Below are 20,598 nucleotides of genomic sequence, written 5' to 3'. Positions count from 1 at the left end.
AAAGGACGCCGACCCGAAGGCCGACGTCCTCTCAGATCCGGTTGATCACATGCGCTTGCGTGAGGTGAGCACCTGATCGACGATGCCGTAGTCCAGCGCCTCAGCGGCGGACAGGATCTTGTCGCGATCGATGTCGCGGTTGACCTGCTCGACAGGCTTGCCGGTGTGGCGGGCCATCGTCTCCTCGAGCCAGGTGCGCATGCGGAGGATCTCCGCCGCCTGGATCTCGATGTCGGATGCCTGGCCGTGTCCGGCCTCCCCCATCGCCGGCTGGTGCATGAGCACGCGGGCGTTGGGCAGGGCGAGGCGCTTGCCGGGGTGCCCGCCTGCGAGCAGAACGGAAGCGGCCGAGGCGGCCTGCCCGAGCACCACGGTCTGGATCTGCGGCGCGACGTACTGCATCGTGTCGTAGATCGCCGTCATCGCGGTGAACGAGCCACCGGGCGAGTTGATGTACATCGTGATGTCGCGCTCGGAGTCCTGGCTCTCGAGAACGAGCAGCTGCGCCATCACGTCGTCGGCCGACGCGTCGTCGACCTGCACGCCGAGGAAGATCACGCGGTCTTCGAAGAGCTTGTTGTAGGGGTCCTGGCGCTTGAAGCCGTAAGCCGTGCGCTCCTCGAACTGAGGAAGCACGTAGCGGCTGGAGGGCAGATCGCCGGCAGAGCGGAAGGTGGGTGCGTACATGGGAGTCCTTTCGCTTTCCGTTACTTGATGTCCTGGTCGGTTCCGCCGCCGCCGATGACGTCGGTGGCCGAATCGCGGATGTGGTCGACGAAGCCGTACTCGAGCGCCTCGTCGGCGGTGAACCAACGGTCGCGGTCGCCGTCTTCGTTGATCTGCTCGACAGACTTGCCGGTCTGCGCCGCGGTGATCTCGGCGAGGCGGTTCTTCATCGAAGTGATCAGCTGCGCCTGCGTCTGGATGTCGCTCGACGTGCCGCCGAAGCCACCGTGCGGCTGGTGCAGCAGCACGCGGGCGTTGGGGGTGATGTAGCGCTTGCCCTTGGTGCCGGCGGTCAGCAGCAGCTGGCCCATCGACGCGGCCATACCGATACCGACGGTGACGATGTCGTTCGGGACGAACTGCATCGTGTCGTAGATCGCCATGCCCGCGGTGATCGATCCACCGGGCGAGTTGATGTAGAGGTAGATGTCCTTCTCGGAGTCCTCTGCGGCGAGAAGGAGGATCTTCGCGCAGATCTCGTTCGCATTGTCGTCGCGCACCTCCGATCCCAGCCAGATGATGCGGTCCTTCAACAGTCGGTCGAAGACGCTCGTAGCGAGGAGGGGTTCTGCAGCCATGTCAGCTCCTGATTCCGTGTTTCAGTGATTCGAATCTACCGGCGACAACGCAGCGGTCAGGCCGTGTTCGCCGTCGGCATATCAGCCGTCGAGTTCCGCGATCTCGTGGGCGTAGGCGGTCATCGAGCGGTGGTACCTGGGCAGGTGCGGAACGAGCGCGAGCAACGCGACCGAGAGGCCCTGCGCCGGACGCCCCGCGCTCGCCAGGATCAGCGCGTGCACAGTCGCTATCGCGTCCCGGTAGGGACCGCCGCCCGACAGCTCCTCCTCCGCGCGGATCACGGCGAGGGCGTCGTCGTACTCTTCGAGATTGCGCAGCGAGCTCGCCAACTGGATGACGCACTGGGGACGATGCTCGTCGTCGAGGCCCAATGCGAGAGCGCGTCTGTACAGCTCCACCGCCTCCGCCGGTCGACCTGCAGAGTCCCGGGCTCCGGCTCGCTCGAACTCCGCACGCGCATCGTCGGTGCCGCGCTCGGCGGCGAGAGCGTCGATCCTCGCGATCGTGTCGTCCCCGACCTCTTCACCGGTCGCGTCGTCCCACACCTCGTCGATGCGCTCATCCCAGGTCTTCATGGTCTCCTCGGTCATCTGCTCACTCCTTTCACGAGAAAGGGACGGATGCCGCAGCATCCGCCCCTCTCATCGAGATCGTGTTCGATCACTCAGCCTTGTCGGCCGCCTTCTTGGCCGGAGCCTTCTTGGCAGCGGGCTTCTTCGCGGCAGGCTTCTCAGCCGCCTCAGCGTCGTCGGCCTTCTTCGCAGGAGCCTTCTTCGCAGCAGGCTTCTTCGCGGCGGGCTTCTCAGCCGCCTCAGCGTCGTCGGCCTTCTTCGCAGCGGCCTTCTTGGCGGGAGCCTTCTTGGCGGGCTTCTCCTCAGCGGGAGCCTCTGTCTCGGTCTCGTCATCGGTCACGACGAAGTCCGACAGATCGACGGCCTTGCCGTTGGTGTCGACGACCTTGACCTTGCCGAGCGCGATGGCGAGAGCCTTGTTACGGGCGACCTCACCGACGAGCGCGGGAAGCTGGTTCGAGGACTGCAGCGCCTCCACGAACTCCTGGGGTGCCATGCCGTACTGCGACGCGGACTGGATGAGGTACTGAGAGAGCTCCTCCTGCGAGACCTGCACGTCAGCCTGCTCGGCGATCGTGTCGAGCAGCACCTGCGTGCGGAACTGCTTCTCGCTGGCCTCCGTGACCTCGGCGCGGTGCACGTCGTCCTCGAGGCGGTTCTCACCCTCGAGGTGGTTGTGCACCTCGTCTTCGATGAGCTGCGGCGGGACCGGGATCTCGATCTGCTCGAGAAGCGTCTCGACGAGCTTGTCGCGCGCGGCGGACCCCTGCGTGAAGACGCCCTGCTGTGCGACGCGCTCGGCGAGGCTCTCGCGGAGCTCTGCGATCGTGTCGAACTCGCTGGCGATCTGTGCGAAGTCGTCGTCGGCCTCGGGAAGCTCGCGCTCCTTGACCGCCTTGACGCTCACCGAGACCTCGGCCTCGGAACCGGCGTGGTCGCCGCCCACGAGAGCCGAGCGGAACGTGGTGTCCTCACCGGCGGTCAGCGACTCGATCGCATCGTCGATGCCCTCGAGCAGCTCGCCCGAGCCGACCTCATACGAGACGCCCTCGGCGCGGTCGATCTCGGCGCCGTCGATCGTGGCGACGAGGTCGAGCTCGACGAAGTCACCCTTGGCAGCCGGGCGATCGACGGGGACGAGCGTGCCGAAGCGCGCGCGGAGCTTCTCGATCTCCTCATCGAGAGCAGCCTCGTCGGCCTCGACGGCGTCGACCGTCAGGGTGATGCCGTCGTACGCGGGGATCTCGATCTCGGGGCGGACGTCCACCTCGATGTCGACGAGCAGATCTCCCGAGAAGTCCTTCTCGTTCGGCCACTGGGTGATGTCCGCGGCCGGACGGCCGACGATGCGCAGCTTGTGCTCGGCAGTCGCCTCGCGGAAGAACTTGTCGAGGCCTTCATTGACCGCGTGCTCGATGACCGCACCGCGGCCGATTCGCTGATCGATGATCGGGGCCGGGACCTTGCCCTTGCGGAAGCCGGGGATCTGGACGTCCTGAGCGATGTGCTCATAGGCGTGCGAGATGCTGGGCTTGAGGTCGTCGGGGGTGACCGTGATGCTGAGCTTGACCCGGGTCGGGGTGAGCTTCTCGACGGTGCTGTTCGCCATGCTGGTGTGTTCTCCTTGTGGTTTCCGCGCTGAATCGCGGCTGTCAGGCCGTTCGAGCCGTGTCGGGGCGACAGGAGTTGAACCTGCGACCTCCCGCTCCCAAAGCGGGCGCTCTACCAAACTGAGCTACGCCCCGGGGAATCTGCACGCAGATTCAGCCCCACCGAGTCTAACGGACATGAGCAGGTCCGACAGTCCGCTATGATCGATGAGTCGGCACAGTTCCTCACGGATCACCGCCGACAACGGGGCTGTAGCTTAGTGGTAAAGCCTCTGTCTTCCAAACAGATGATGCGAGTTCGATTCTCGTCAGCCCCTCCACTCGAGAAAGGCCCCCGCGACGCGGGGGCCTTTCTTTTTGTGTTCAGGGACCGGGCCCGCGCCTCACGGCGCAGGGGTGGCGTACAACGCCTCGTACGTCAGTTACAGCTTCGGAGCCTCGTTCCCGGGCAGAAGCTGCTCGAGCGTCATCTCGGCGACGGTGGCACCGGCGAGCGGAAAAGTAGCGGCTGCACGGCCCTCCAGCGCGGTCTCGAGCGCGAACCCGGCCGGGTGGACGATGTTGAACACGGGCGCGCCGTCGGGCGCGCCGCTCTTCACAGTGACCTCGGAACCGATCGGCAGGCTGTTCGCGTAGACGATGAGTCGCGTTCCTGCCGGGATGCTTCGGGCATAGTCGTCGGGCGTCGCGGTGCCCGGAAGCGCGAGGTACACAGTGCGCTCCTCCCCCGACGGCGCGGTGCCATGGAAGACGTCGACTGAAGTCACTCGCACGACGACGGGCCGGAAGTCGAACGACTGCCCGTCGATAGCCATCACCCCCTGCGCGAACGATTCGACGACGCCGATGAAGCCGATCTCGGAGACAGGGAGGAGTTCATCGGTGGTGTGGATCGGTTCGGCATCGACGACTGCGGCAGAGGCGCCCGTCGATACGACCTCCGGTGCGATGTCCGGGACGCGGGCGGCTGGCGTCGTCGCACAGCCTGTGACCACGAGCCCGAGCATCAGCAGGATGCTCAGGCTCCAGCCGGGGTGATTCGATGCGGGGGCACTCAACGATCCTTCTCCTCGCATGAACAGGTCGACCGGTGATTATGGTGGTCACAGCGTAACGTCCAGTGCACGGCCGCGCAGTATTCCACGTACGCAGGTTCCGCAGGGAGGACCCATCTCATGACCGCACCTGTCGACGTGGCCCGCCTCGATGTCGGGGGCCACGGTCTCCCCCAGCTCTTCTCGAGTGCACCGAGGGGCGAGACGAGCACCAGGAGGCCACGCGCGCCGTTGGTTCTGGGAACCGTCGCCGTGCTGGTCGTCGCGGCAACCCTCGGAACGCTCCAGCTCACGGCGAATCTCGGCTACGACGACGCACGAGCGGCGTTCGATGCCGCCCTCGCAGAGACTTCCAACGCGGGAGGCGCCGTCCGACAGGAGCTCGACGCGCTCGAATCCACGGTCAGCAGCGCGGATCTGCTCGTGCAGATCGACACCGGCGTGCTGGCCGCCCCCGCTGTCAAGGAGGCACTGTCGGCTGCGGCGTCGGCTTCCGATGATGCTGCGGCTCCCGCAGTGGTCCTTCTCGAGGGGAGCCTGCCCATCGCGGGAACCAAGCCCGGGATGTTCTGGGAGCTCTACGGCGCATCCGGCTCCCTCAGCGAGCACACACGCGGTCTGGAGGACCTCACCGCCGCCCTCGGTGATGCGATCCCGTCGGTGACGGCCGCCGGCGCGAGCGTGACAGACGCGGGAGTCGCACTCCTCGCCTCCGCCGCGGATGCGGCTCCGGCTTTCGAGGCGGCTCACCTGTCCGCCAAGAACGACGCCGTGATCGCCCTGCGAGATGCGGCTGCGGCAGCATCGACCACCACTCTGCTCGACGACTCGACCGTCAGTGCGCTGACCGCTCTCCAGGACGCCGCGGGTCAGGTCGTGGCGACCGAACAGATCGAACTCGCCGAGAAGGCCGGTCCGCTGCAGGGTGCTCGTCTCGAGATCGAGGCGTTCGCCCGGTCGCTGGCCCCCGGCGTCCTGCTCGAGTTCGACTGGTACCCGGTCGTGAACAACGCCGGCTACAACGGCAGCATGGGCGGTCTCACCCGTTGGTGGTGGGACGACCCCGATCGTGCGGTGATCGAGCTGTCGAACTCCGTCGCCGAGCAGTGGCCGGCGGAACGCAGTCAGGCGCTGATCGCCCATGAGGTCGGCCACGCGATCAGCGTGAAGTGCGAGGACATGTACGACTCATCGACCCAGGACAGTATCGAGAAGTGGGCGACCGCGTGGGCGATCAGCATGGGGTTCACCAATGACGCCAACGGCGTCTGGGCCTACGGGTACCCGCCGCAGTCCTATATCGATGCCGCGTACGGATGCCGATGAGCGCAGACCACCCACACGAAAGGGGCCGTCGCGATCAGATCGCGACGGCCCCTTCGAGAGTTCAGATTGAGGTCACTGGCCCCGGCGCTCGCGCAGCTGGGTGAGCGCATCTTCGAGAAGCTGGACCGCTTCTTCGTCGGTGCGACGCTCCTTCACGTAGGCGAGGTGAGTCTTGTAAGGCTCAGCCTTCGCCAGCGCGGGAGGGTTCTCCTTGTCGCGGCCGGCCGGGAGCCCGGACTGCGGGTGATCGATGGTCTCGGGGATCTCATCCTCCGGCAGGCCGGCGGCGAAGTAGCGGACCGTCTCGTTGCCGAGGCCGTCCCAGTACGAGACCGCGATGCGGTCGGCGTGATAGCCGTGGTCCTGCTCGCCCATGGGCCCGGAACCGACACGGGTCCCTCGGATCGCGTTACCGCCGGTAGCCATCAGATCACCTCGAACTTCGTAATGAGACCGAGCGCGACGATCGACACGAACCACGCGAGAGCGAGGATCACAGTGAAGCGGTTGAGATTGCGCTCAGCGAGACCCGACGAGCCGACAGCCGACGTCATGCCTCCACCGAACATGTCGGACAGGCCGCCACCGCGACCCTTGTGGAGCAGGATGAGGAGGGTCAGCAGGACGCTGGTGATGCCCAGCACGACCTGCAGGACGAACTCGAGAATTTCCACGAGGAAGAGCCTTTCGCTGGGGCAGGATTACCCCGGTAACGGTCAAGTATACGGTGCGGCGGGGCCGGAGCCCCGCCGCACACTCATACGCCGACGTGCTTCTCGAAGCGGATGATCGCCGCGAACTCATCGACCACGAGGCTCGCGCCTCCGACGAGTGCGCCATCGACATCGGGCTCACGCATGAAGCTGGCGATGTTCGCCGCCTTGACCGATCCGCCGTAGAGGATCCGGGTGCGCGCCGCAGCATCGTCACCGAGAACCTTGGCGACCACCGTGCGCAGCACGGCGCAGACCTCCTGCGCCTGCTGAGGCGTGGCGGCCTGTCCCGAGCCGATCGCCCAGACCGGCTCGTACGCCACGACGATGTCGGCATCCTTCGAGAGCCCCTGCAGGGCAACCTCGAGCTGGCCTGTGGGAACGGCGCTGGCGCCGAACTTCTCAAGGTCTTCCGATGTCTCGCCCACGCAGATGACCGGAGTCAGGCCATGCTTGAGGGCGGCCTTCGTCTTGGCCGCCACGACCTCGTCCGACTCGGAGTGGTACTCACGCCGCTCGGAGTGGCCGATGATGACGTACTTCGCGTCGAGCTTGGCGAGGAACGCACCGGACACCTCGCCGGTGTACGCACCGGAGTCGTGAGTCGAGAGGTCCTGCGCGCCGAGCGCGAACGGGATCTTGTCCGCATCGATCAGCGTCTGCACGCTGCGGATGTCGGTGAAGGGCGGGAACACCGCGACCTCGACCGAGCCGTCCTCGTGCTTGGCGTCCTTGAGAGTCCAGTGCAGCTTCTGCACGAACGCGACCGCCTGCAGGTGGTCGAGATTCATCTTCCAGTTTCCCGCGATCAGCGGGGTACGGGTGTTCATGCCCATCCGAGCACCTCCAGGCCGGGTAGTTTCTTGCCCTCGAGGAACTCGAGGCTGGCGCCGCCACCGGTCGAGATGTGACCGAAGCGGTCATCGTCGAATCCGAGCTGACGCACGGCAGCGGCGGAGTCGCCACCGCCCACCACGCTGAGGCCGTCGACCTCGGTGAGCGCCTGCGCGACGACCTTGGTGCCGTTCGCGAAAGCCGGGAACTCGAACACGCCCATCGGGCCGTTCCAGAACACGGTCTTGGACCCACGGATGACCTCGGCGAAGCGTGCGGCCGTCTCCGGGCCGATGTCCAGCCCGATTCCAGCGGAACCGAAAGCGGTGCTCTCGATCGCGTCGGCGGCGGTGACCTCGTGATCGGCGTCGGCAGAGAACGACGAGGCGACCACCACGTCGGTCGGGAGCACGAGCTCCACGCCGCGCTTCTCGGCCTCGGCGATGTAGCCGCGCACCGTCTCGAGCTGATCCTCTTCGAGGAGGCTGGATGCCACGGCGTGGCCCTGAGCCTTCAGGAAGGTGAACAGCATGCCGCCGCCGACGAGGATGCGATCCACGCGCGGAAGCAGGTGCGAGATGACGCCGAGCTTGTCGCTGACCTTCGACCCGCCGAGCACGACCGCGTACGGGCGCTCGGGGTTCTCGGTGAGACGGTCGAGCACGTCGAGCTCTGCCGCGATCAGCAGACCGGCCGCGGAAGGCAGCAGCTCGGCGAGATCGTAGACGCTCGCCTGCTTGCGGTGTACGACACCGAAGCCGTCGGAGACCAGGACATCGCCCAGTTCTGCGAGCTCAGCCGCGAAGGCGCCGCGCTCGGCGTCGTCCTTCGAGGTCTCCCCCGGGTTGAACCTCAGGTTCTCGATGACGACGATGCCGCCGTCCTCGAGCGAGGCCACGGCCTCCTGAGCCGACTCGCCGACGGTGTCGCGCGCGAACGCGACCGGCTTGCCGAGCAGCTCGGACAGTCGCTGAGCGACCGGCGCGAGGCTGTACTGCGGGTCGGGCGCACCGTCGGGGCGGCCGAGGTGCGAGCACACGACGACGCGGGCGCCCGCGTTGATCAGTGCATTGAGGGTAGGCAACGAGGCGCGGACACGGCCATCGTCCGTGATGATCCCATCCCGCAGGGGGACGTTGAGATCACAACGGACGATGACGCGCTTGCCCTCGAGCGAACCCAGTGAATCCAGGGTGCGCAGAGTCATGGGAGGTGTCTCAGAGACGCTCTGCCACGTACTCGGTCAGGTCGACGAGACGGTTGGAGTAGCCCCACTCGTTGTCGTACCAGCTGGAGACCTTGACCAGGTTGCCGCTGACGTTGGTCAGCGTGGCGTCGAAGATCGACGAGTGAGGGTTGTGCACGATGTCGCTCGAGACGATCTGGTCTTCGTTGTACTGCAGGAAGCCGGCGAGGCGTCCGTCGGCAGCGGCCTTCTTGTACGCCTCGTTGACCTCGTCGACCGTCAGGTTCTCGCGGTCGGTGATCAGCGTCAGGTCGACGATGGAACCGGTGGGAACCGGCACACGGTACGACGAGCCGCTCAGCTTGCCCTGGAGCTCGGGGAGGACCTCGCCGATCGCCTTGGCAGCGCCGGTCGACGCCGGGGTGATGTTGATCGCTGCGGCGCGAGCGCGACGCAGGTCACTGTGCGGGCCGTCCTGCAGGTTCTGGTCTGCGGTGTAGGCGTGAGCGGTCATCATGAAGCCGCGGTCGATGCCGAACGCGTCGTTGAAGACCTGTGCCAGCGGTGCGAGGCAGTTGGTCGTGCAGGAGGCGTTGGAGATGATGTGGTCCGTCTCCGGGTTGTACGTGTCCTCGTTCACGCCCATGACGAACGTGCCGTCGACGCCGGTGCCCGGTGCCGAGATGAGGACCTTCTTGGCGCCGGCCTCGATGTGCTTCTTGGCGAGCTCCGCCTTGGTGAAGAAGCCGGTCGACTCGATGACGATGTCGACGCCCAGCTCGCCCCACGGGAGACCGGCGGGGTCGCGCTCCGCGAACGCCTTGATCGCCTTGCCGTTGACCGTGATGCTCTCATCGTCGTAGCTGATGTCAGCATCGAGGACGCCGCCCACGGAGTCGTACTTCAGAAGGTGGGCAAGGGTCTTGTTGTCGGTGAGGTCGTTGACAGCGACGATCTCGATGTCAGCTCCCTGCGCGAGAGCCGCGCGGAAGTAGTTGCGTCCGATACGGCCGAAGCCGTTGATACCGATCTTGACAGACACTCAGGTCTCCCTGTTTCTCGTGCGCTGTGCGCCGCAATAGTGCGTACGCGGTGCGCGGGGGTTTTTGGCTGAGATGGCGTCCCGACGAGACTTGGCCCGTCGGGACGCGACCCGATTACGACAGTACCAGCAGGCCGTTCGTCTTCTCGCGGGCGACCTCGAAGCGCTGCGCGACGTTCTCCCAGTTCGCGATGTTCCAGGCGGCCTTGACGTAGTCGGCCTTGACGTTCAGGTAGTCGAGGTAGAAGGCGTGCTCCCACATGTCGAGCTGGAACAGCGGGACGGTGCCCTGCGCCGTGTTCGACTGCTGGTCGAACAGCTGCTGGATGATCAGACGCTGACCGATCGAGTCCCAGCTGAGCACCGACCAGCCGGAGCCCTGGATGCCGAGGGCGTTGGCCGTGAAGTGCGCCTGGAACTTCTCGAACGAGCCGAAGAACTCGTCGATGGCAGCCTTCAGCTCACCCTCGGGCTGGCCACCGCCGGTCGGCGAGAGGTTGGTCCAGAAGATCGAGTGGTTGACGTGGCCACCGAGGTTGAACGCGAGGTCCTTCTCGAGCTTGTTCACGTTGGCGAGGTTTCCGCTGTCACGGGCCTCGGCGAGCTGCTCGAGCGCCGTGTTGGCGCCGGCGACATAGGTCGCGTGGTGCTTGTCATGGTGCAGCTCCATGATCTTGCCGCTGATGTGCGGCTCGAGGGCTGCGAAGTCGTAGGGAAGGTCGGGGAGCGTGTAGGTCGCCATGTCGCTTTCATCCAATCCGCGCCGCGCCGCGGCGCTTGCCGATCCTCTGCGCCGCCGATGTGCGACGTAGAGCGGACGTAACTCATCCTAGTGACGACAACGCGTCGTCGACCCTGATCCTTCCCCGATATGACGAAGCGAGGCGACCCCTTGACAGGGATCGCCTCGCTGGTGTCCGTGGATCTCTCAGACGTCGAGGCCGGCGGGAACCGCTGCCTCCGTGCCCGGGATGCCCTCCTGCTGAGCGCGTTTGTCGGCCATCGCCAGCAGGCGGCGGATACGCCCCGCGACGGCATCCTTTGTCATCGGCGGGTCGGCGTGATGGCCGAGTTCGTCGAGGCTCGCGTCGCGGTGCGCGAGGCGCAGTTCTCCCGCGATCTTGAGATGGTCCGGCACTTCGTCGGCCAGGATCTCGAGCGCGCGCTCGACGCGGGCGCACGCGGCGACGGCAGCCTGCGCCGAGCGGCGGAGGTTGGCGTCGTCGAAGTTGACGAGGCGGTTCACGCCCGCGCGCACCTCGCGCCGCTGGCGCATCTCTTCCCACGCGACGGCCGTCTTCTGTGCGCCCATCTCGCTGAGGACCGTGCGGATCGCCTCGCCCTCACGAACGACGACACGCGGCATCCCCCGCACCTCGCGTGCCTTCGCGGCGACGCCCAGACGATGTGCCGCTCCGACGAGCGCCATCGCCGCTTCCGATGACGGGCACGAGACTTCGAGCATCGCCGATCGACCGGGCTCGCTGAGGGTTCCCGCGGCGAGGAAGGCGCCACGCCAGAGTCCGGCGATCTCCGCGCGCGAGCCCGTGGTGAGGCGGTTGGGCAGACCGCGCACCGGCCGCCTGCGCTGATCGAGCAGCCCGGTCTGGCGGGCGAGGGTCTCACCCGCGGCGATCACGCGAACCGCCCATCGCGCGCCGTCGTTCGCGGTGCTCGACTGCACCTGGGCGATCTCCGGGCGGACGCCGTAGATCTCAGCGAGGTCACGGGCGACGCGTTGAGCGAGCACTTCGGCATCCACCTCGGCCTCGACGGCGACCCGTCCGGCGATCGAGTGCAGCCCCCCGGCGAATCGGAGGATCGATGTGACCTCCGCGACACGCACCGTCGGGGGTGCATTGCGGATGCTGACAAGCTCAGCCTTGACGTCGGTGGTTAGTGCCACGACACTCCTCTACGCTCACGCGTCGGATCGCGACGCAAACCTCCAGCTTACTCGGCCGGAGCTAGTGCCTACTCCCGGCCGAGGTCCCGGTGGCGCAGGTTGACCGCCACTCCGGGCACGGCGCTGAGCCTGCGGGCCAGCTCTTCGGCCATCGCGACGGAGCGATGCTTGCCGCCGGTGCAGCCGATCGCGACAGTGGAGTGGCTCTTGTTCTCCCGCTGGTATCCCTCGAGAATCGGGGTCAGTGCGGCCGCGTACGCATCGAGGAACTCGGCGGCGCCTTCACGCGACAGCACGTACTCGCGCACCCGCTCGTCCTGGCCGGTGAGCCCGCGCAGCTCCTCGTTCCAGAACGGATTCGGGAGGAATCGCATGTCCGCCACGAGGTCGACGTCGGTGGGCAGGCCGTATTTGAAACCGAAGCTCATGAGAGTCACCCGGTGTCGCGCTGCTCCCTCTTCGGAGAACAGCTCCGACACCTGGGTCGCAAGCTGATGGATGTTGAGCGACGACGTGTCGATCACGAGATCCGCGGCCTCGCGGATCGGTGCGAGCTTGGAGCGCTCGATACGGATTCCGTCGAGCAGCGTTCCGTCACCCTGAAGAGGTTGTGGTCGGCGCACGGCCTCGAAACGGCGGACGAGTACATCGTCGGATGCATCGAGGAAGAGGATCCGGATCGAGCCGCGTGACCGCAGGGCACGGGTGACACCGGGGAAATCGTCGAAGAGGTTGCGTCCGCGCACATCCACCACAGCGGCGATCTTCGGCAGCGAGGTGCCGCCCATGTCCGTGAGGTCGAGAAGCGGGCGGAGAATCTGCGGGGGGAGGTTGTCGACGACATACCAGCCGAGGTCCTCGAGTGCGTTGGCCACTGTCGTGCGACCCGCGCCCGACATGCCCGTGACGATGAGGAACTCGCCTTTGTCCCCGTCAGCCATCGTTGCTCCTTCTCCCCCGCCGACCTCAAGCCTAGCGACTGCGCGCTACCGCGTGGACAGATGCGAGTGGATGTTCCGAGCGAGCACGGGTCCGATCCCCTGCACCTCTTCGATCTCCCCGGGTTCCGCGGAGCGGAGAGCGGTGACCGAACCGAAGTGCTTGAGCAGCACCTTGATGCGCGATGCGCCGAGCCCTGGGACCTCCGCAAGCACCGTGGTGATGTCGCCCTTGCGCCGCTTGCGCTGGTGGGTGATCGCGAATCTGTGCGCCTCGTCGCGCAGACGCTGCAGCAGATAGAGGGACTCGCTCGTGCGAGGGAGGATCACCGGGAAGTCCTCACCGGGCAGCCAGATCTCCTCCAGCCGCTTCGCGATACCGCACACGGCGATCTCGGTGTGTCCCGCATCGCGGAGTGCCCGGGCAGCGGCCTCGACCTGCGGCTGCCCACCATCGACGAGCAGCAACTGCGGCGGATAGGCGAAGCGCGGCTTGCGCTTGACCTCGGCGACGATCCCGTCGGCGAGTGCATCTTCGGCGGCCTGCTCCTCGGGTGCCGGCTCGTCTGGTCGATCGAGATACGCCAGACGTCGACGCAGCACCTGATACATCGAGTCGGTGTCATCAGTGGTCTCGAGGATGTTGAACGAGCGGTACTGATCTTTCCTCGGGAGCCCGTCTTCGAAGACCACCATGGACGCGACGACGTTGGTACCGCTGAGGTGCGAGATGTCGAAGCACTCGATGCGCAGCGGCGCCTCGGTCATGCCCAGGGCTTCCTGCAGGTCGGTCAGGGCCTGGGTGCGAGCGACGTAGTCGCTGGTGCGCCGCGTCTTGTAGCGGATGAGCGACTGTTGGGCGTTGAGGGTGGCCGTGCGCATGAGGTCGGCGCGTTGCCCTCGCTGAGCGACGGTGATCTCGACCTTCTTGCCGCGTCGCTCCCGCAGCCAGACCTCGAGCTCGGCGGCATCGTCTGGAATGGTGGGCACGATGATGCGCCGCGGCACATCCTGCGCGTCGCCATAGGCACGCTGCAGCACCTGATCCACAAGATCGGCGGGCGAGATGTCGATCTCCTTCTCGATCGTCATCGCACGCACACCGCGCACGCGTCCGCCGCGGATCACGAAGTGCTGCACGGCCGCGGCGAGCTCGTCTTCGGCGATGCCGAAGAGATCGGCATCCTCATCGGACGCCAACACCAGCGCGCTCTTACCGAGCACCGCCTCGATCGCTCCGAGCTTGTCCCGGTACTTGGCCGCGGCCTCGTAGTCCATCGCGGCGGAGGCTGCGAGCATCCGTGTGGTGAGTTCTCGGGTGAACCGCTCGTCACCGCCCGCCATGAAGGCGACGAAGTCGTCGGCCATGGCACGGTGCTCTTCGATCGAGACGGTCATCGAGCACGGGCCGCCGCACTTGCCGATCTGTCCGGGGAAACACGGTCGCCCCGTCTGCATCGCACGCTTGTAGCTCGAGTCGCTGCAGGTGCGGATGGGGAAGGCCTTCACCATCAGGTCGATCGTCTCGTGCACCGCCCAGACCTTGGGGTACGGGCCGAAGTAGCGCGCACCGGGGATCTTGCGATTCCTGGTGACGATCACGCGGGGTGCCTCATCGCCGAGCGTGACCGCCATGAACGGGTAGGACTTGTCATCCTTGTACCGCACGTTGAACGGCGGATCGAACTCCTTGATCCACATGTACTCCAGCTGGAGCGAGTCGACGTCTGTCGACACGACCGTCCACTCGACGGACGATGCCGTCGTCACCATGCGACGAGTGCGCTCGTGCAGGGTACGCAGCGGGGCGAAGTAGTTCGACAGGCGCTGACGAAGGTTCTTCGCCTTGCCGACGTACAGGACGCGTCCATCGGCGTCGCGGAACCGGTACACGCCGGGGTTGGTCGGGATCTCACCAGCCCGCGGCTTGTACGGCAGCACGTCGGCCATCAACTGGCCTTCCGCGCTGAGCGCCCCTCATCCAGGATCTCGGCGAGGAACTGGCCCGTGTGGCTCTCCTCGACGCGTGCGATCTGCTCGGGGGTGCCGGTTGCGAGGATCTCACCTCCGCCTGAACCACCCTCCGGGCCGAGATCGATGACCCAGTCCGCGGACTTGATCACATCGAGGTTGTGCTCGATGACGATCACCGTGTTGCCCTTGTCGACGAGGCCGCCCAGCACCTCGAGGAGCTTGCGCACGTCTTCGAAGTGCAGGCCGGTGGTCGGCTCGTCGAGCACGTAGATGCTGCGCCCGTTGCTGCGCCGCTGAAGCTCGGTGGCGAGCTTGACGCGCTGAGCCTCGCCGCCGGACAGGGTCGTCGCGGACTGTCCGAGACGCACGTACCCCAGGCCCACGTCGACGAGGGTCTTCATGTACCGGTGGATGGCCTGGATGGGCTCGAAGAACTCCGCGGCCTCCGCGATCGGCATCTCGAGCACCTCGGCGATGTTCTTGCCCTTGTAGTGCACCGAGAGCGTGTCGCGGTTGTAGCGCTTGCCGTGACACACCTCGCAGTCGACGTACACGTCGGGAAGGAAGTTCATCTCGATCTTGATCGTGCCGTCACCCGAACAGGCGTCGCATCGCCCGCCCTTGACGTTGAAGCTGAAGCGGCCCGGCTGGTAACCGCGAACCTTCGCTTCGGGGGTCTCGCTGAACAGCGATCGGATCCTGTCGAAGACCCCGGTGTAGGTGGCCGGGTTCGAGCGCGGAGTGCGACCGATCGGCGCCTGGTCGACGTGCACGACCTTGTCGAGATTGTCGAGACCGGAAACGCGGGTGTGCTTGCCGGGCACCGTTCGCGCTCCGTTGAGCCGCGAAGCGAGCACCTGGTAGAGGATGTCGTTGACCAGCGACGATTTGCCCGAGCCGCTGACTCCCGTGACCGCTGTGAGCACACCGAGCGGGAAGTCCACGCTCACGTTCTTGAGGTTGTTCTCGCGGGCGCCGACGACGCTGATCTTGCGCTTCTTGTCGAGCTTGCGGCGCTTCGTCGGCGTCGGGATCTCGCGGGCGCCCGAGAGGTATTCGCCCGTCATCGACCCCGGCTCGCTCAGCAGAGCCGAATAGGGCCCGGAGTGCACGACTTCGCCACCGTTCACTCCCGCGCCGGGTCCGATGTCGACGACCCAGTCGGCCGCTTCGATGGTCTCCTCATCGTGCTCGACGACGATGAGCGTGTTCCCGAGGTCGCGGAGCTTGAGGAGCGTGTCGATCAGACGCCGGTTGTCGCGCTGATGCAGACCGATCGAGGGCTCGTCGAGGACGTACAGCACGCCGGTGAGCCCGGATCCGATCTGGGTGGCCAAGCGGATGCGCTGTGCCTCACCACCGGAGAGCGAACCGGCCGAGCGGCTGAGATTGAGGTAGGACAGGCCGACCTGCAGCAGGAAGTCGAGTCGCAGGCGGATCTCGCGCAGCACCTGCGCCGCGATCTTCGCCTCGCGATCGGTGAGCGTCAGGGTCTCCATGAAGGAACGGGCGTCAGCGAGGCTGAGGTGCGACACCTCGGCGATCGAGTGGCCGTGCACCTGCACCGCTAGCACTTCGGGCTTGAGCCTGTTGCCGTCGCACACCGGGCACGGTACCTCGCGGAGGTACTCGCCCCAGCGCGAACGCTGTGTGTCGGACTCGGCCTGCGCGTACTGCCGCTCGATGTAGGGGACGACACCCTCGAAGCCGGAGGCATAGCGCATCTCGCGCCCGTACCGGTTCTTGAACTTGACGGTGACCTTGTAGTTGTCGCCGCGGAGGATCGCGTCCTGCACGTCGACCCTGAGGTCCTGCCACGGAGTGTCGAGCGAGAAATTGAGGTCGTCGGCGAGGCCCTCGAGCAGTCGCTCGTAGTACTGGAAGAGGCCCTTGCCCTGGGTGGTCCACGGGACGATCGCACCCTCGCGGATGGAGAGCTCTTCGTCGCCGAGCATCAGGTCGATGTCGACCGACATGCGCGTGCCGAGCCCCGAGCAGGCCGGGCAGGCGCCGAACGGCGCGTTGAACGAGAAGGTGCGCGGCTCGATCTCGGTGAGCGAGAGCGCGTGCCCGTTCGGGCACGCGAGCTTCTCGGAGAACGACTGCCAGGCGTCGTCGCCCTCTTCGTCGACGAAGTTCACCTGCACCACGCCGCCGGCCAGCCCCAGTGCGGTCTCGACAGAATCGGTGACGCGACCGAGGATGTCGTCAGCCGCCACGAGACGGTCGACGACGACAGCGATGTCGTGCTTGTAGCTCTTCTTGAGCGTGGGCGGCTCGGCGAGCTGGATCAGATCGCCGTCGACGATCGCCCGCGAGTATCCCTTGGCTCCGAGCTCGCGGAAGAGATCGACGAACTCGCCTTTCTTCTGCGAGACGACGGGCGCGACGATCTGGTAGCGGGTGCGCTCCGGCAGCTCCATGAGCTGGTCGGCGATCTGCTGCACGGTCTGGCGCTGGATGCGCTCACCACACTCCGGGCAGTGCGGGATGCCGATGCGGGCCCAGAGCAGGCGCATGTAGTCGTAGATCTCAGTGATCGTGCCGACCGTCGACCGCGGGTTGCGGTTGGTCGACTTCTGGTCGATCGACACCGCAGGGCTCAGCCCCTCGATGAAGTCGACGTCCGGTCGGTCGACCTGGCCGAGGAACTGCCGCGCGTAGGCGCTCAGCGATTCGACGTAGCGACGCTGCCCTTCGGCGAAGATCGTGTCGAACGCGAGACTGGACTTTCCCGATCCGGACAGGCCGGTGAACACGACGAGCGAGTCGCGTGGGATGTCGATGTCGACGTTCTTGAGATTGTGCACGCGGGCACCGCGAACACTGAGTTTTCCTGGGGTTGCAACCGGGACGATAGGCACTGATCAAGTCTACGAGGGGCCACGGACATTGGCTCCGTGAGGCCTCCCAGGAAGCGGATCACTGTCAGTCCCGGATTGAACGGCGACCCGCTGTCAGTCCTGGATCGGGCGGCGACCCGCGAAAGCCGACAACCCGTCACGCAGGGTCGCGATCTGCTCGAGATCCATACCCACCGCCGCCATGACCTGACGAGGAACGTCGAGCGCCCGCTCGCGGAGCGCACGTCCGGCATCCGTGAGGGTGATGTCGAGGCGGCGCTCGTCCTCCGAGCTGCGCTGCCGGGCGACCAGCCCGTCGGCCTCGAGGCGCTTGACCAGCGGCGACGCGGTGGCCGGCTCGAGAGCGAGATCGGCGGCGAGGTCGTTGAGTGGGCGCGGAGCGCGCTCCCACAGAGCGAGCATCACGAGATACTGCGGATGCGTGAGTCCCAGCGGCTCCAGGATCGGTCGATAGATGGCGACGACGTTGCGCGCGGCGGTCACCAGGGCGAAGCAGAGCTGATTGTCCAGCTTGAGCAGATCATCCGTAGCGGTCACGGCTCGACTATACAACGGCACTAATAGTTAGTACACTAATCAACATGGCTCGCTCCAGTGATCGCCCTCCTCTTCGCTCGCGCATCCGCGAGGCAGGTGGCCTCTATTCCTGGATCAACTCGAACCTGATTCGGTTCGCAGGTCCGGCCTCGGTCGGGCCCTACGAGAAGACGCCTCCCCCGAGTCCTGCTGAAAGAGCCGAACGGGCCTGCCCGCTCTGCGGGGCCCCGATGAGTGAGCACGAGATCGATCGCTCAGGCCCGAAGACGCTCGTCCACTGCCCCTGAGAATCGAGCGGTCAGTCGTCGCCGGCCGCGCCCTCGCGCGCGACGTCGAGCCAGAACGCCAGATCGTCCTCGCCGACCAGCGCTTCTGGCGACACATCGAGCCATCCGGTGCCCATTGTCCGGGGCCCCATGACCGCCGTCTCGACGCCGTGCCTGGTGATCAGGGCCGCTCCGTGCTCTTCGTCCACTCGAACGAGAAGCACGCCTCCGTTGCGGGCTCCGACCAGGATGTGACCGTCGAGGAGGAAGGCGCGGGTTCCGAACATCCGCTTCTCCTCGACGTCTCCGTCGAAGGTCAACAGCGCGCGCACGCGGTCGGCGAGCTCTTCTCCTGACGCATCCAACGTCGTCTCCTCCTGAGACTCAGGCGTGCCCGGCCCTCTCCATGGCACGCAGCTCCTTCTTCATGTCCTGCACCTCGTCGCGCAGTCGCCCGGCGAGCTCGAACTTGAGTTCGGCTGCGGCTGCGAGCATCTGGTCGGACAGGTCCTGGATGACGGCCTCGAGCTGCTGAGCACCCTCGGCAGCGATTCCCGTGCGACGGAGATTCGGTGTCGGCGACTTGCCCTTGCCGGTCGCTCGCCCGCGCCCGGACATCATCTCGGCCGTGTCGGCGCCCTCTCGGGCGAGCACCTCGGTGATGTCGGCGATCCGCTTGCGGAGCGGCTGGGGGTCGATGCCGTTCTCGAGGTTGTAGGCCACCTGCTTCTCACGACGCCGGTCGGTCTCCTCGATCGCCTTCGCCATCGAATCGGTGATCTTGTCGGCGTACATGTGCACCTCACCGGACACGTTTCGTGCCGCGCGACCGATGGTCTGGATCAGCGACGTGCCGGAGCGCAGGAAGCCCTCTTTGTCGGCGTCGAGGATAGCGACGAGCGACACCTCGGGAAGGTCGAGACCTTCACGGAGAAGGTTGATGCCGACGAGCACGTCGTACACGCCTGCCCGAAGCTCGCTGAGCAATTCGACACGACGAAGGGTGTCGACGTCGGAGTGCAGGTAGCGCACCCTCACGCCATGCTCGCCGAGGAAGTCGGTGAGCTCCTCGGACATCTTCTTGGTGAGCGTCGTCACGAGCACACGCTCGTCACGCTCGACGCGCACCCTGATCTCCTCGAGGAGATCGTCGATCTGCCCCTTCGACGGCTTCACGATGATGTGAGGATCGACGAGACCCGTCGGGCGGATGATCTGCTCCACGACGCCGTCGGCGATACCCATCTCGTACTTGCCGGGGGTCGCCGACAGGTAAACGGTCTGTCCGATCCGGTTCTTGAACTCGTCCCAGCGCAGCGGTCGGTTGTCCATCGCGCTCGGAAGACGGAATCCATGCTCGACGAGGGTGCGTTTGCGCGACGCATCGCCCTCGTACATCGCGCCGATCTGCGGCACCGTGACGTGAGATTCATCGATCACGAGCAGGAAGTCGTCGGGGAAGAAGTCGAGCAGCGTGTGCGGCGGCTCGCCGGGCTGACGGCCATCCATGTGCCGGGAGTAGTTCTCGATCCCCGAGCAGAAGCCCAGCTGCTGCAGCATTTCGAGATCGAAGGTGGTGCGCATTCTCAGACGCTGCGCCTCGAGCAGCTTGCCCTGCCGCTCGAATTCTTTCAGCCGCTCTTCCAGTTCGTGCTCGATGGTGCCGATGGAGCGCTGGATCACGTCGGTTCCCGCCACATAGTGCGATGCGGGGAAGATCGGAACGGCATCGAGCTTCTCGATGACCTCGCCGGTGAGCGGATGCAAGGAGTACAGGGCTTCGATCTCGTCACCGAACAGCTCGATGCGGATCGCGTGCTCCTCGTACACCGGGATGATCTCGATCGTGTCGCCGCGCACGCGGAAGTTGCCTCGCGAGAAGTCGACGTCGTTGCGGTTGTACTGCATCGCTATGAACTGCCGGATGAGCGCGTCGCGGTCGTAGCGCTCGCCGACCTGCAACGCCACCATGGCGCGCAGATATTCTTCGGGCGCACCGAGACCGTAGATGCACGAGACCGTGGACACGACGATCACGTCGCGGCGACTCAACAGGGAGTTGGTGGTCGAGTGGCGCAGACGCTCGACCTCGGCGTTGATCGACGAGTCCTTCTCGATGAAGGTATCGGTCTGGGGAACGTATGCCTCTGGCTGGTAGTAGTCGTAGTACGACACGAAGTACTCGACCGCGTTGTTGGGCATGAGCTCGCGGAACTCATTGGCGAGCTGGGCCGCCAGCGTCTTGTTGTGCGCCAGCACGAGAGTCGGACGCTGCACCTGCTCGACCAGCCAGGCGGTCGTCGCGGACTTTCCGGTACCCGTGGCTCCGAGAAGCACGACATCGGTCTCGCCTGCATTGATGCGCGATGCGAGCTCGGCGATCGCCTTCGGCTGGTCGCCGGCCGGCGCATACTCGCTGATGACCTCGAAGGGACGGACACTGCGGGTGGGTTGCATACCTCAAGCGTAG

20 protein-coding genes and 2 tRNA genes are annotated in these 20,598 nt (G+C 66.0%); 3 read left to right on the top strand and 19 right to left on the bottom strand.

What is annotated here, in order from left to right; genetic code table 11:
- Positions 1-45 precede the first annotated feature (45 nt).
- The 5 genes from ACZZZN_RS05005 to ACZZZN_RS04985 all read right to left on the bottom strand — a co-directional run bounded on the left by ACZZZN_RS05005 (position 46) and on the right by ACZZZN_RS04985 (position 3,622).
- Positions 46-687, bottom strand: coding sequence for an ATP-dependent Clp protease proteolytic subunit (locus ACZZZN_RS05005; protein WP_215172909.1), 642 nt, complete (start codon positions 685-687; stop codon positions 46-48).
- Between the two features lie 20 nt (positions 688-707).
- The gene (locus ACZZZN_RS05000; protein WP_053096644.1) at positions 708-1,304 is read right to left on the bottom strand and encodes an ATP-dependent Clp protease proteolytic subunit; all 597 of its coding nucleotides are present in this window, start codon (positions 1,302-1,304) and stop codon (positions 708-710) included.
- Between the two features lie 81 nt (positions 1,305-1,385).
- Positions 1,386-1,895 carry a tetratricopeptide repeat protein gene (locus tag ACZZZN_RS04995; RefSeq protein ID WP_463504096.1) on the bottom strand — a complete coding sequence of 170 codons (510 nt, stop codon included), beginning with the start codon at positions 1,893-1,895 and terminating at the stop codon, positions 1,386-1,388.
- 70 nt (positions 1,896-1,965) lie between these two features.
- A complete protein-coding gene (tig, locus tag ACZZZN_RS04990; protein ID WP_463504095.1) occupies positions 1,966-3,486 on the bottom strand; it encodes a trigger factor in 1,521 nt (506 codons plus the stop codon).
- Positions 3,487-3,548: 62 nt separating this feature from the next.
- A tRNA-Pro gene (locus ACZZZN_RS04985) sits at positions 3,549-3,622 on the bottom strand.
- A 111-nt stretch (positions 3,623-3,733) separates the two neighbouring features.
- Here ACZZZN_RS04985 and ACZZZN_RS04980 point away from each other — a divergent pair.
- A tRNA-Gly gene (locus ACZZZN_RS04980) sits at positions 3,734-3,807 on the top strand.
- Between the two features lie 102 nt (positions 3,808-3,909).
- Here ACZZZN_RS04980 and ACZZZN_RS04975 read toward each other — a convergent pair.
- On the bottom strand, positions 3,910-4,545 hold the full coding sequence (locus ACZZZN_RS04975) for a hypothetical protein (protein WP_463504094.1): 636 nt from the start codon (positions 4,543-4,545) through the stop codon (positions 3,910-3,912).
- 117 nt (positions 4,546-4,662) lie between these two features.
- On the opposite strand from ACZZZN_RS04975, the gene ACZZZN_RS04970 reads away from it, so the two are divergent.
- Positions 4,663-5,868, top strand: coding sequence for a hypothetical protein (locus ACZZZN_RS04970; RefSeq protein WP_463504093.1), 1,206 nt, complete (start codon positions 4,663-4,665; stop codon positions 5,866-5,868).
- A gap of 72 nt (positions 5,869-5,940) precedes the next feature.
- On the opposite strand, the gene ACZZZN_RS04965 is transcribed toward ACZZZN_RS04970, so the two are convergent.
- The 11 genes from ACZZZN_RS04965 to ACZZZN_RS04915 form a co-directional block, all read right to left on the bottom strand.
- The gene (locus tag ACZZZN_RS04965) at positions 5,941-6,294 is read right to left on the bottom strand and encodes an RNA polymerase-binding protein RbpA (RefSeq protein ID WP_046012631.1); all 354 of its coding nucleotides are present in this window, start codon (positions 6,292-6,294) and stop codon (positions 5,941-5,943) included.
- Positions 6,294-6,542 (bottom strand): preprotein translocase subunit SecG, encoded by a 249-nt coding sequence (gene secG / locus ACZZZN_RS04960; RefSeq protein ID WP_053096652.1) that lies wholly within the window; start codon positions 6,540-6,542, stop codon positions 6,294-6,296. Before secG ends, ACZZZN_RS04965 begins: the two co-directional genes overlap by 1 nt.
- A gap of 83 nt (positions 6,543-6,625) precedes the next feature.
- A complete protein-coding gene (gene tpiA / locus ACZZZN_RS04955) occupies positions 6,626-7,417 on the bottom strand; it encodes a triose-phosphate isomerase (RefSeq protein WP_463504092.1) in 792 nt (263 codons plus the stop codon).
- Positions 7,408-8,622 (bottom strand): phosphoglycerate kinase, encoded by a 1,215-nt coding sequence (locus tag ACZZZN_RS04950; protein WP_463504091.1) that lies wholly within the window; start codon positions 8,620-8,622, stop codon positions 7,408-7,410. The genes tpiA and ACZZZN_RS04950 overlap by 10 nt, the downstream gene beginning before the upstream one ends.
- A 10-nt stretch (positions 8,623-8,632) precedes the next feature.
- On the bottom strand, positions 8,633-9,643 hold the full coding sequence (gap, locus tag ACZZZN_RS04945) for a type I glyceraldehyde-3-phosphate dehydrogenase (protein WP_201470075.1): 1,011 nt from the start codon (positions 9,641-9,643) through the stop codon (positions 8,633-8,635).
- 115 nt (positions 9,644-9,758) lie between these two features.
- Positions 9,759-10,385 (bottom strand): superoxide dismutase, encoded by a 627-nt coding sequence (locus ACZZZN_RS04940; protein WP_042540783.1) that lies wholly within the window; start codon positions 10,383-10,385, stop codon positions 9,759-9,761.
- A gap of 186 nt (positions 10,386-10,571) precedes the next feature.
- A complete protein-coding gene (whiA, locus tag ACZZZN_RS04935; RefSeq protein WP_463504090.1) occupies positions 10,572-11,549 on the bottom strand; it encodes a DNA-binding protein WhiA in 978 nt (325 codons plus the stop codon).
- A 68-nt stretch (positions 11,550-11,617) separates the two neighbouring features.
- On the bottom strand, positions 11,618-12,490 hold the full coding sequence (gene rapZ, locus ACZZZN_RS04930; protein WP_463504089.1) for an RNase adapter RapZ: 873 nt from the start codon (positions 12,488-12,490) through the stop codon (positions 11,618-11,620).
- A 45-nt stretch (positions 12,491-12,535) separates the two neighbouring features.
- Positions 12,536-14,437: an excinuclease ABC subunit UvrC gene (uvrC, locus tag ACZZZN_RS04925; protein ID WP_463504088.1), complete on the bottom strand. Its 1,902-nt coding sequence runs from the start codon at positions 14,435-14,437 to the stop codon at positions 12,536-12,538.
- Complete coding sequence (uvrA, locus tag ACZZZN_RS04920; RefSeq protein ID WP_463504087.1) at positions 14,437-17,325, bottom strand: excinuclease ABC subunit UvrA; 2,889 nt, start codon at positions 17,323-17,325, stop codon at positions 14,437-14,439. The genes uvrC and uvrA overlap by 1 nt, the downstream gene beginning before the upstream one ends.
- Before the next feature lie 93 nt (positions 17,326-17,418).
- A complete protein-coding gene (locus tag ACZZZN_RS04915; protein WP_463504086.1) occupies positions 17,419-17,862 on the bottom strand; it encodes a MarR family winged helix-turn-helix transcriptional regulator in 444 nt (147 codons plus the stop codon).
- A 44-nt stretch (positions 17,863-17,906) separates the two neighbouring features.
- On the opposite strand from ACZZZN_RS04915, the gene ACZZZN_RS04910 reads away from it, so the two are divergent.
- Entirely contained in the window at positions 17,907-18,149 is a 243-nt protein-coding gene (locus ACZZZN_RS04910; RefSeq protein WP_463504085.1) for a hypothetical protein, read from the top strand.
- An 11-nt stretch (positions 18,150-18,160) separates the two neighbouring features.
- Here ACZZZN_RS04910 and ACZZZN_RS04905 read toward each other — a convergent pair whose 3' ends face one another.
- Entirely contained in the window at positions 18,161-18,493 is a 333-nt protein-coding gene (locus tag ACZZZN_RS04905; protein WP_463504084.1) for a TfoX/Sxy family protein, read from the bottom strand.
- Positions 18,494-18,512: 19 nt separating this feature from the next.
- The gene (gene uvrB / locus ACZZZN_RS04900) at positions 18,513-20,585 is read right to left on the bottom strand and encodes an excinuclease ABC subunit UvrB (RefSeq protein ID WP_463504083.1); all 2,073 of its coding nucleotides are present in this window, start codon (positions 20,583-20,585) and stop codon (positions 18,513-18,515) included.
- Positions 20,586-20,598 lie beyond the last annotated feature (13 nt).

This window comes from Microbacterium sp. AC145, assembly GCF_979258505.1.
This window is presented reverse-complemented; position numbering and strand designations above follow the sequence as displayed.

Excerpts from the sequence above, each read along its gene's own strand:
- ACZZZN_RS04910 (WP_463504085.1), top strand. The coding sequence starts at position 17,907 with ATGGCTCGCTCCAGTGATCGCCCTCCTCTTCGCTCGCGCATCCGCGAG.
- ACZZZN_RS04970 (WP_463504093.1), top strand. The coding sequence starts at position 4,663 with ATGACCGCACCTGTCGACGTGGCCCGCCTCGATGTCGGGGGCCACGGT.
- uvrB (WP_463504083.1), bottom strand. The coding sequence starts at position 20,585 with ATGCAACCCACCCGCAGTGTCCGTCCCTTCGAGGTCATCAGCGAGTAT.
- uvrC (WP_463504088.1), bottom strand. The coding sequence starts at position 14,437 with ATGGCCGACGTGCTGCCGTACAAGCCGCGGGCTGGTGAGATCCCGACC.
- ACZZZN_RS04950 (WP_463504091.1), bottom strand. The coding sequence starts at position 8,622 with ATGACTCTGCGCACCCTGGATTCACTGGGTTCGCTCGAGGGCAAGCGC.
- rapZ (WP_463504089.1), bottom strand. The coding sequence starts at position 12,490 with ATGGCTGACGGGGACAAAGGCGAGTTCCTCATCGTCACGGGCATGTCG.
- tpiA (WP_463504092.1), bottom strand. The coding sequence starts at position 7,417 with ATGGGCATGAACACCCGTACCCCGCTGATCGCGGGAAACTGGAAGATG.
- ACZZZN_RS04940 (WP_042540783.1), bottom strand. The coding sequence starts at position 10,385 with ATGGCGACCTACACGCTCCCCGACCTTCCCTACGACTTCGCAGCCCTC.
- ACZZZN_RS04995 (WP_463504096.1), bottom strand. The coding sequence starts at position 1,895 with ATGACCGAGGAGACCATGAAGACCTGGGATGAGCGCATCGACGAGGTG.
- ACZZZN_RS05005 (WP_215172909.1), bottom strand. The coding sequence starts at position 687 with ATGTACGCACCCACCTTCCGCTCTGCCGGCGATCTGCCCTCCAGCCGC.
- tig (WP_463504095.1), bottom strand. The coding sequence starts at position 3,486 with ATGGCGAACAGCACCGTCGAGAAGCTCACCCCGACCCGGGTCAAGCTC.
- ACZZZN_RS04965 (WP_046012631.1), bottom strand. The coding sequence starts at position 6,294 with ATGGCTACCGGCGGTAACGCGATCCGAGGGACCCGTGTCGGTTCCGGG.
- ACZZZN_RS05000 (WP_053096644.1), bottom strand. The coding sequence starts at position 1,304 with ATGGCTGCAGAACCCCTCCTCGCTACGAGCGTCTTCGACCGACTGTTG.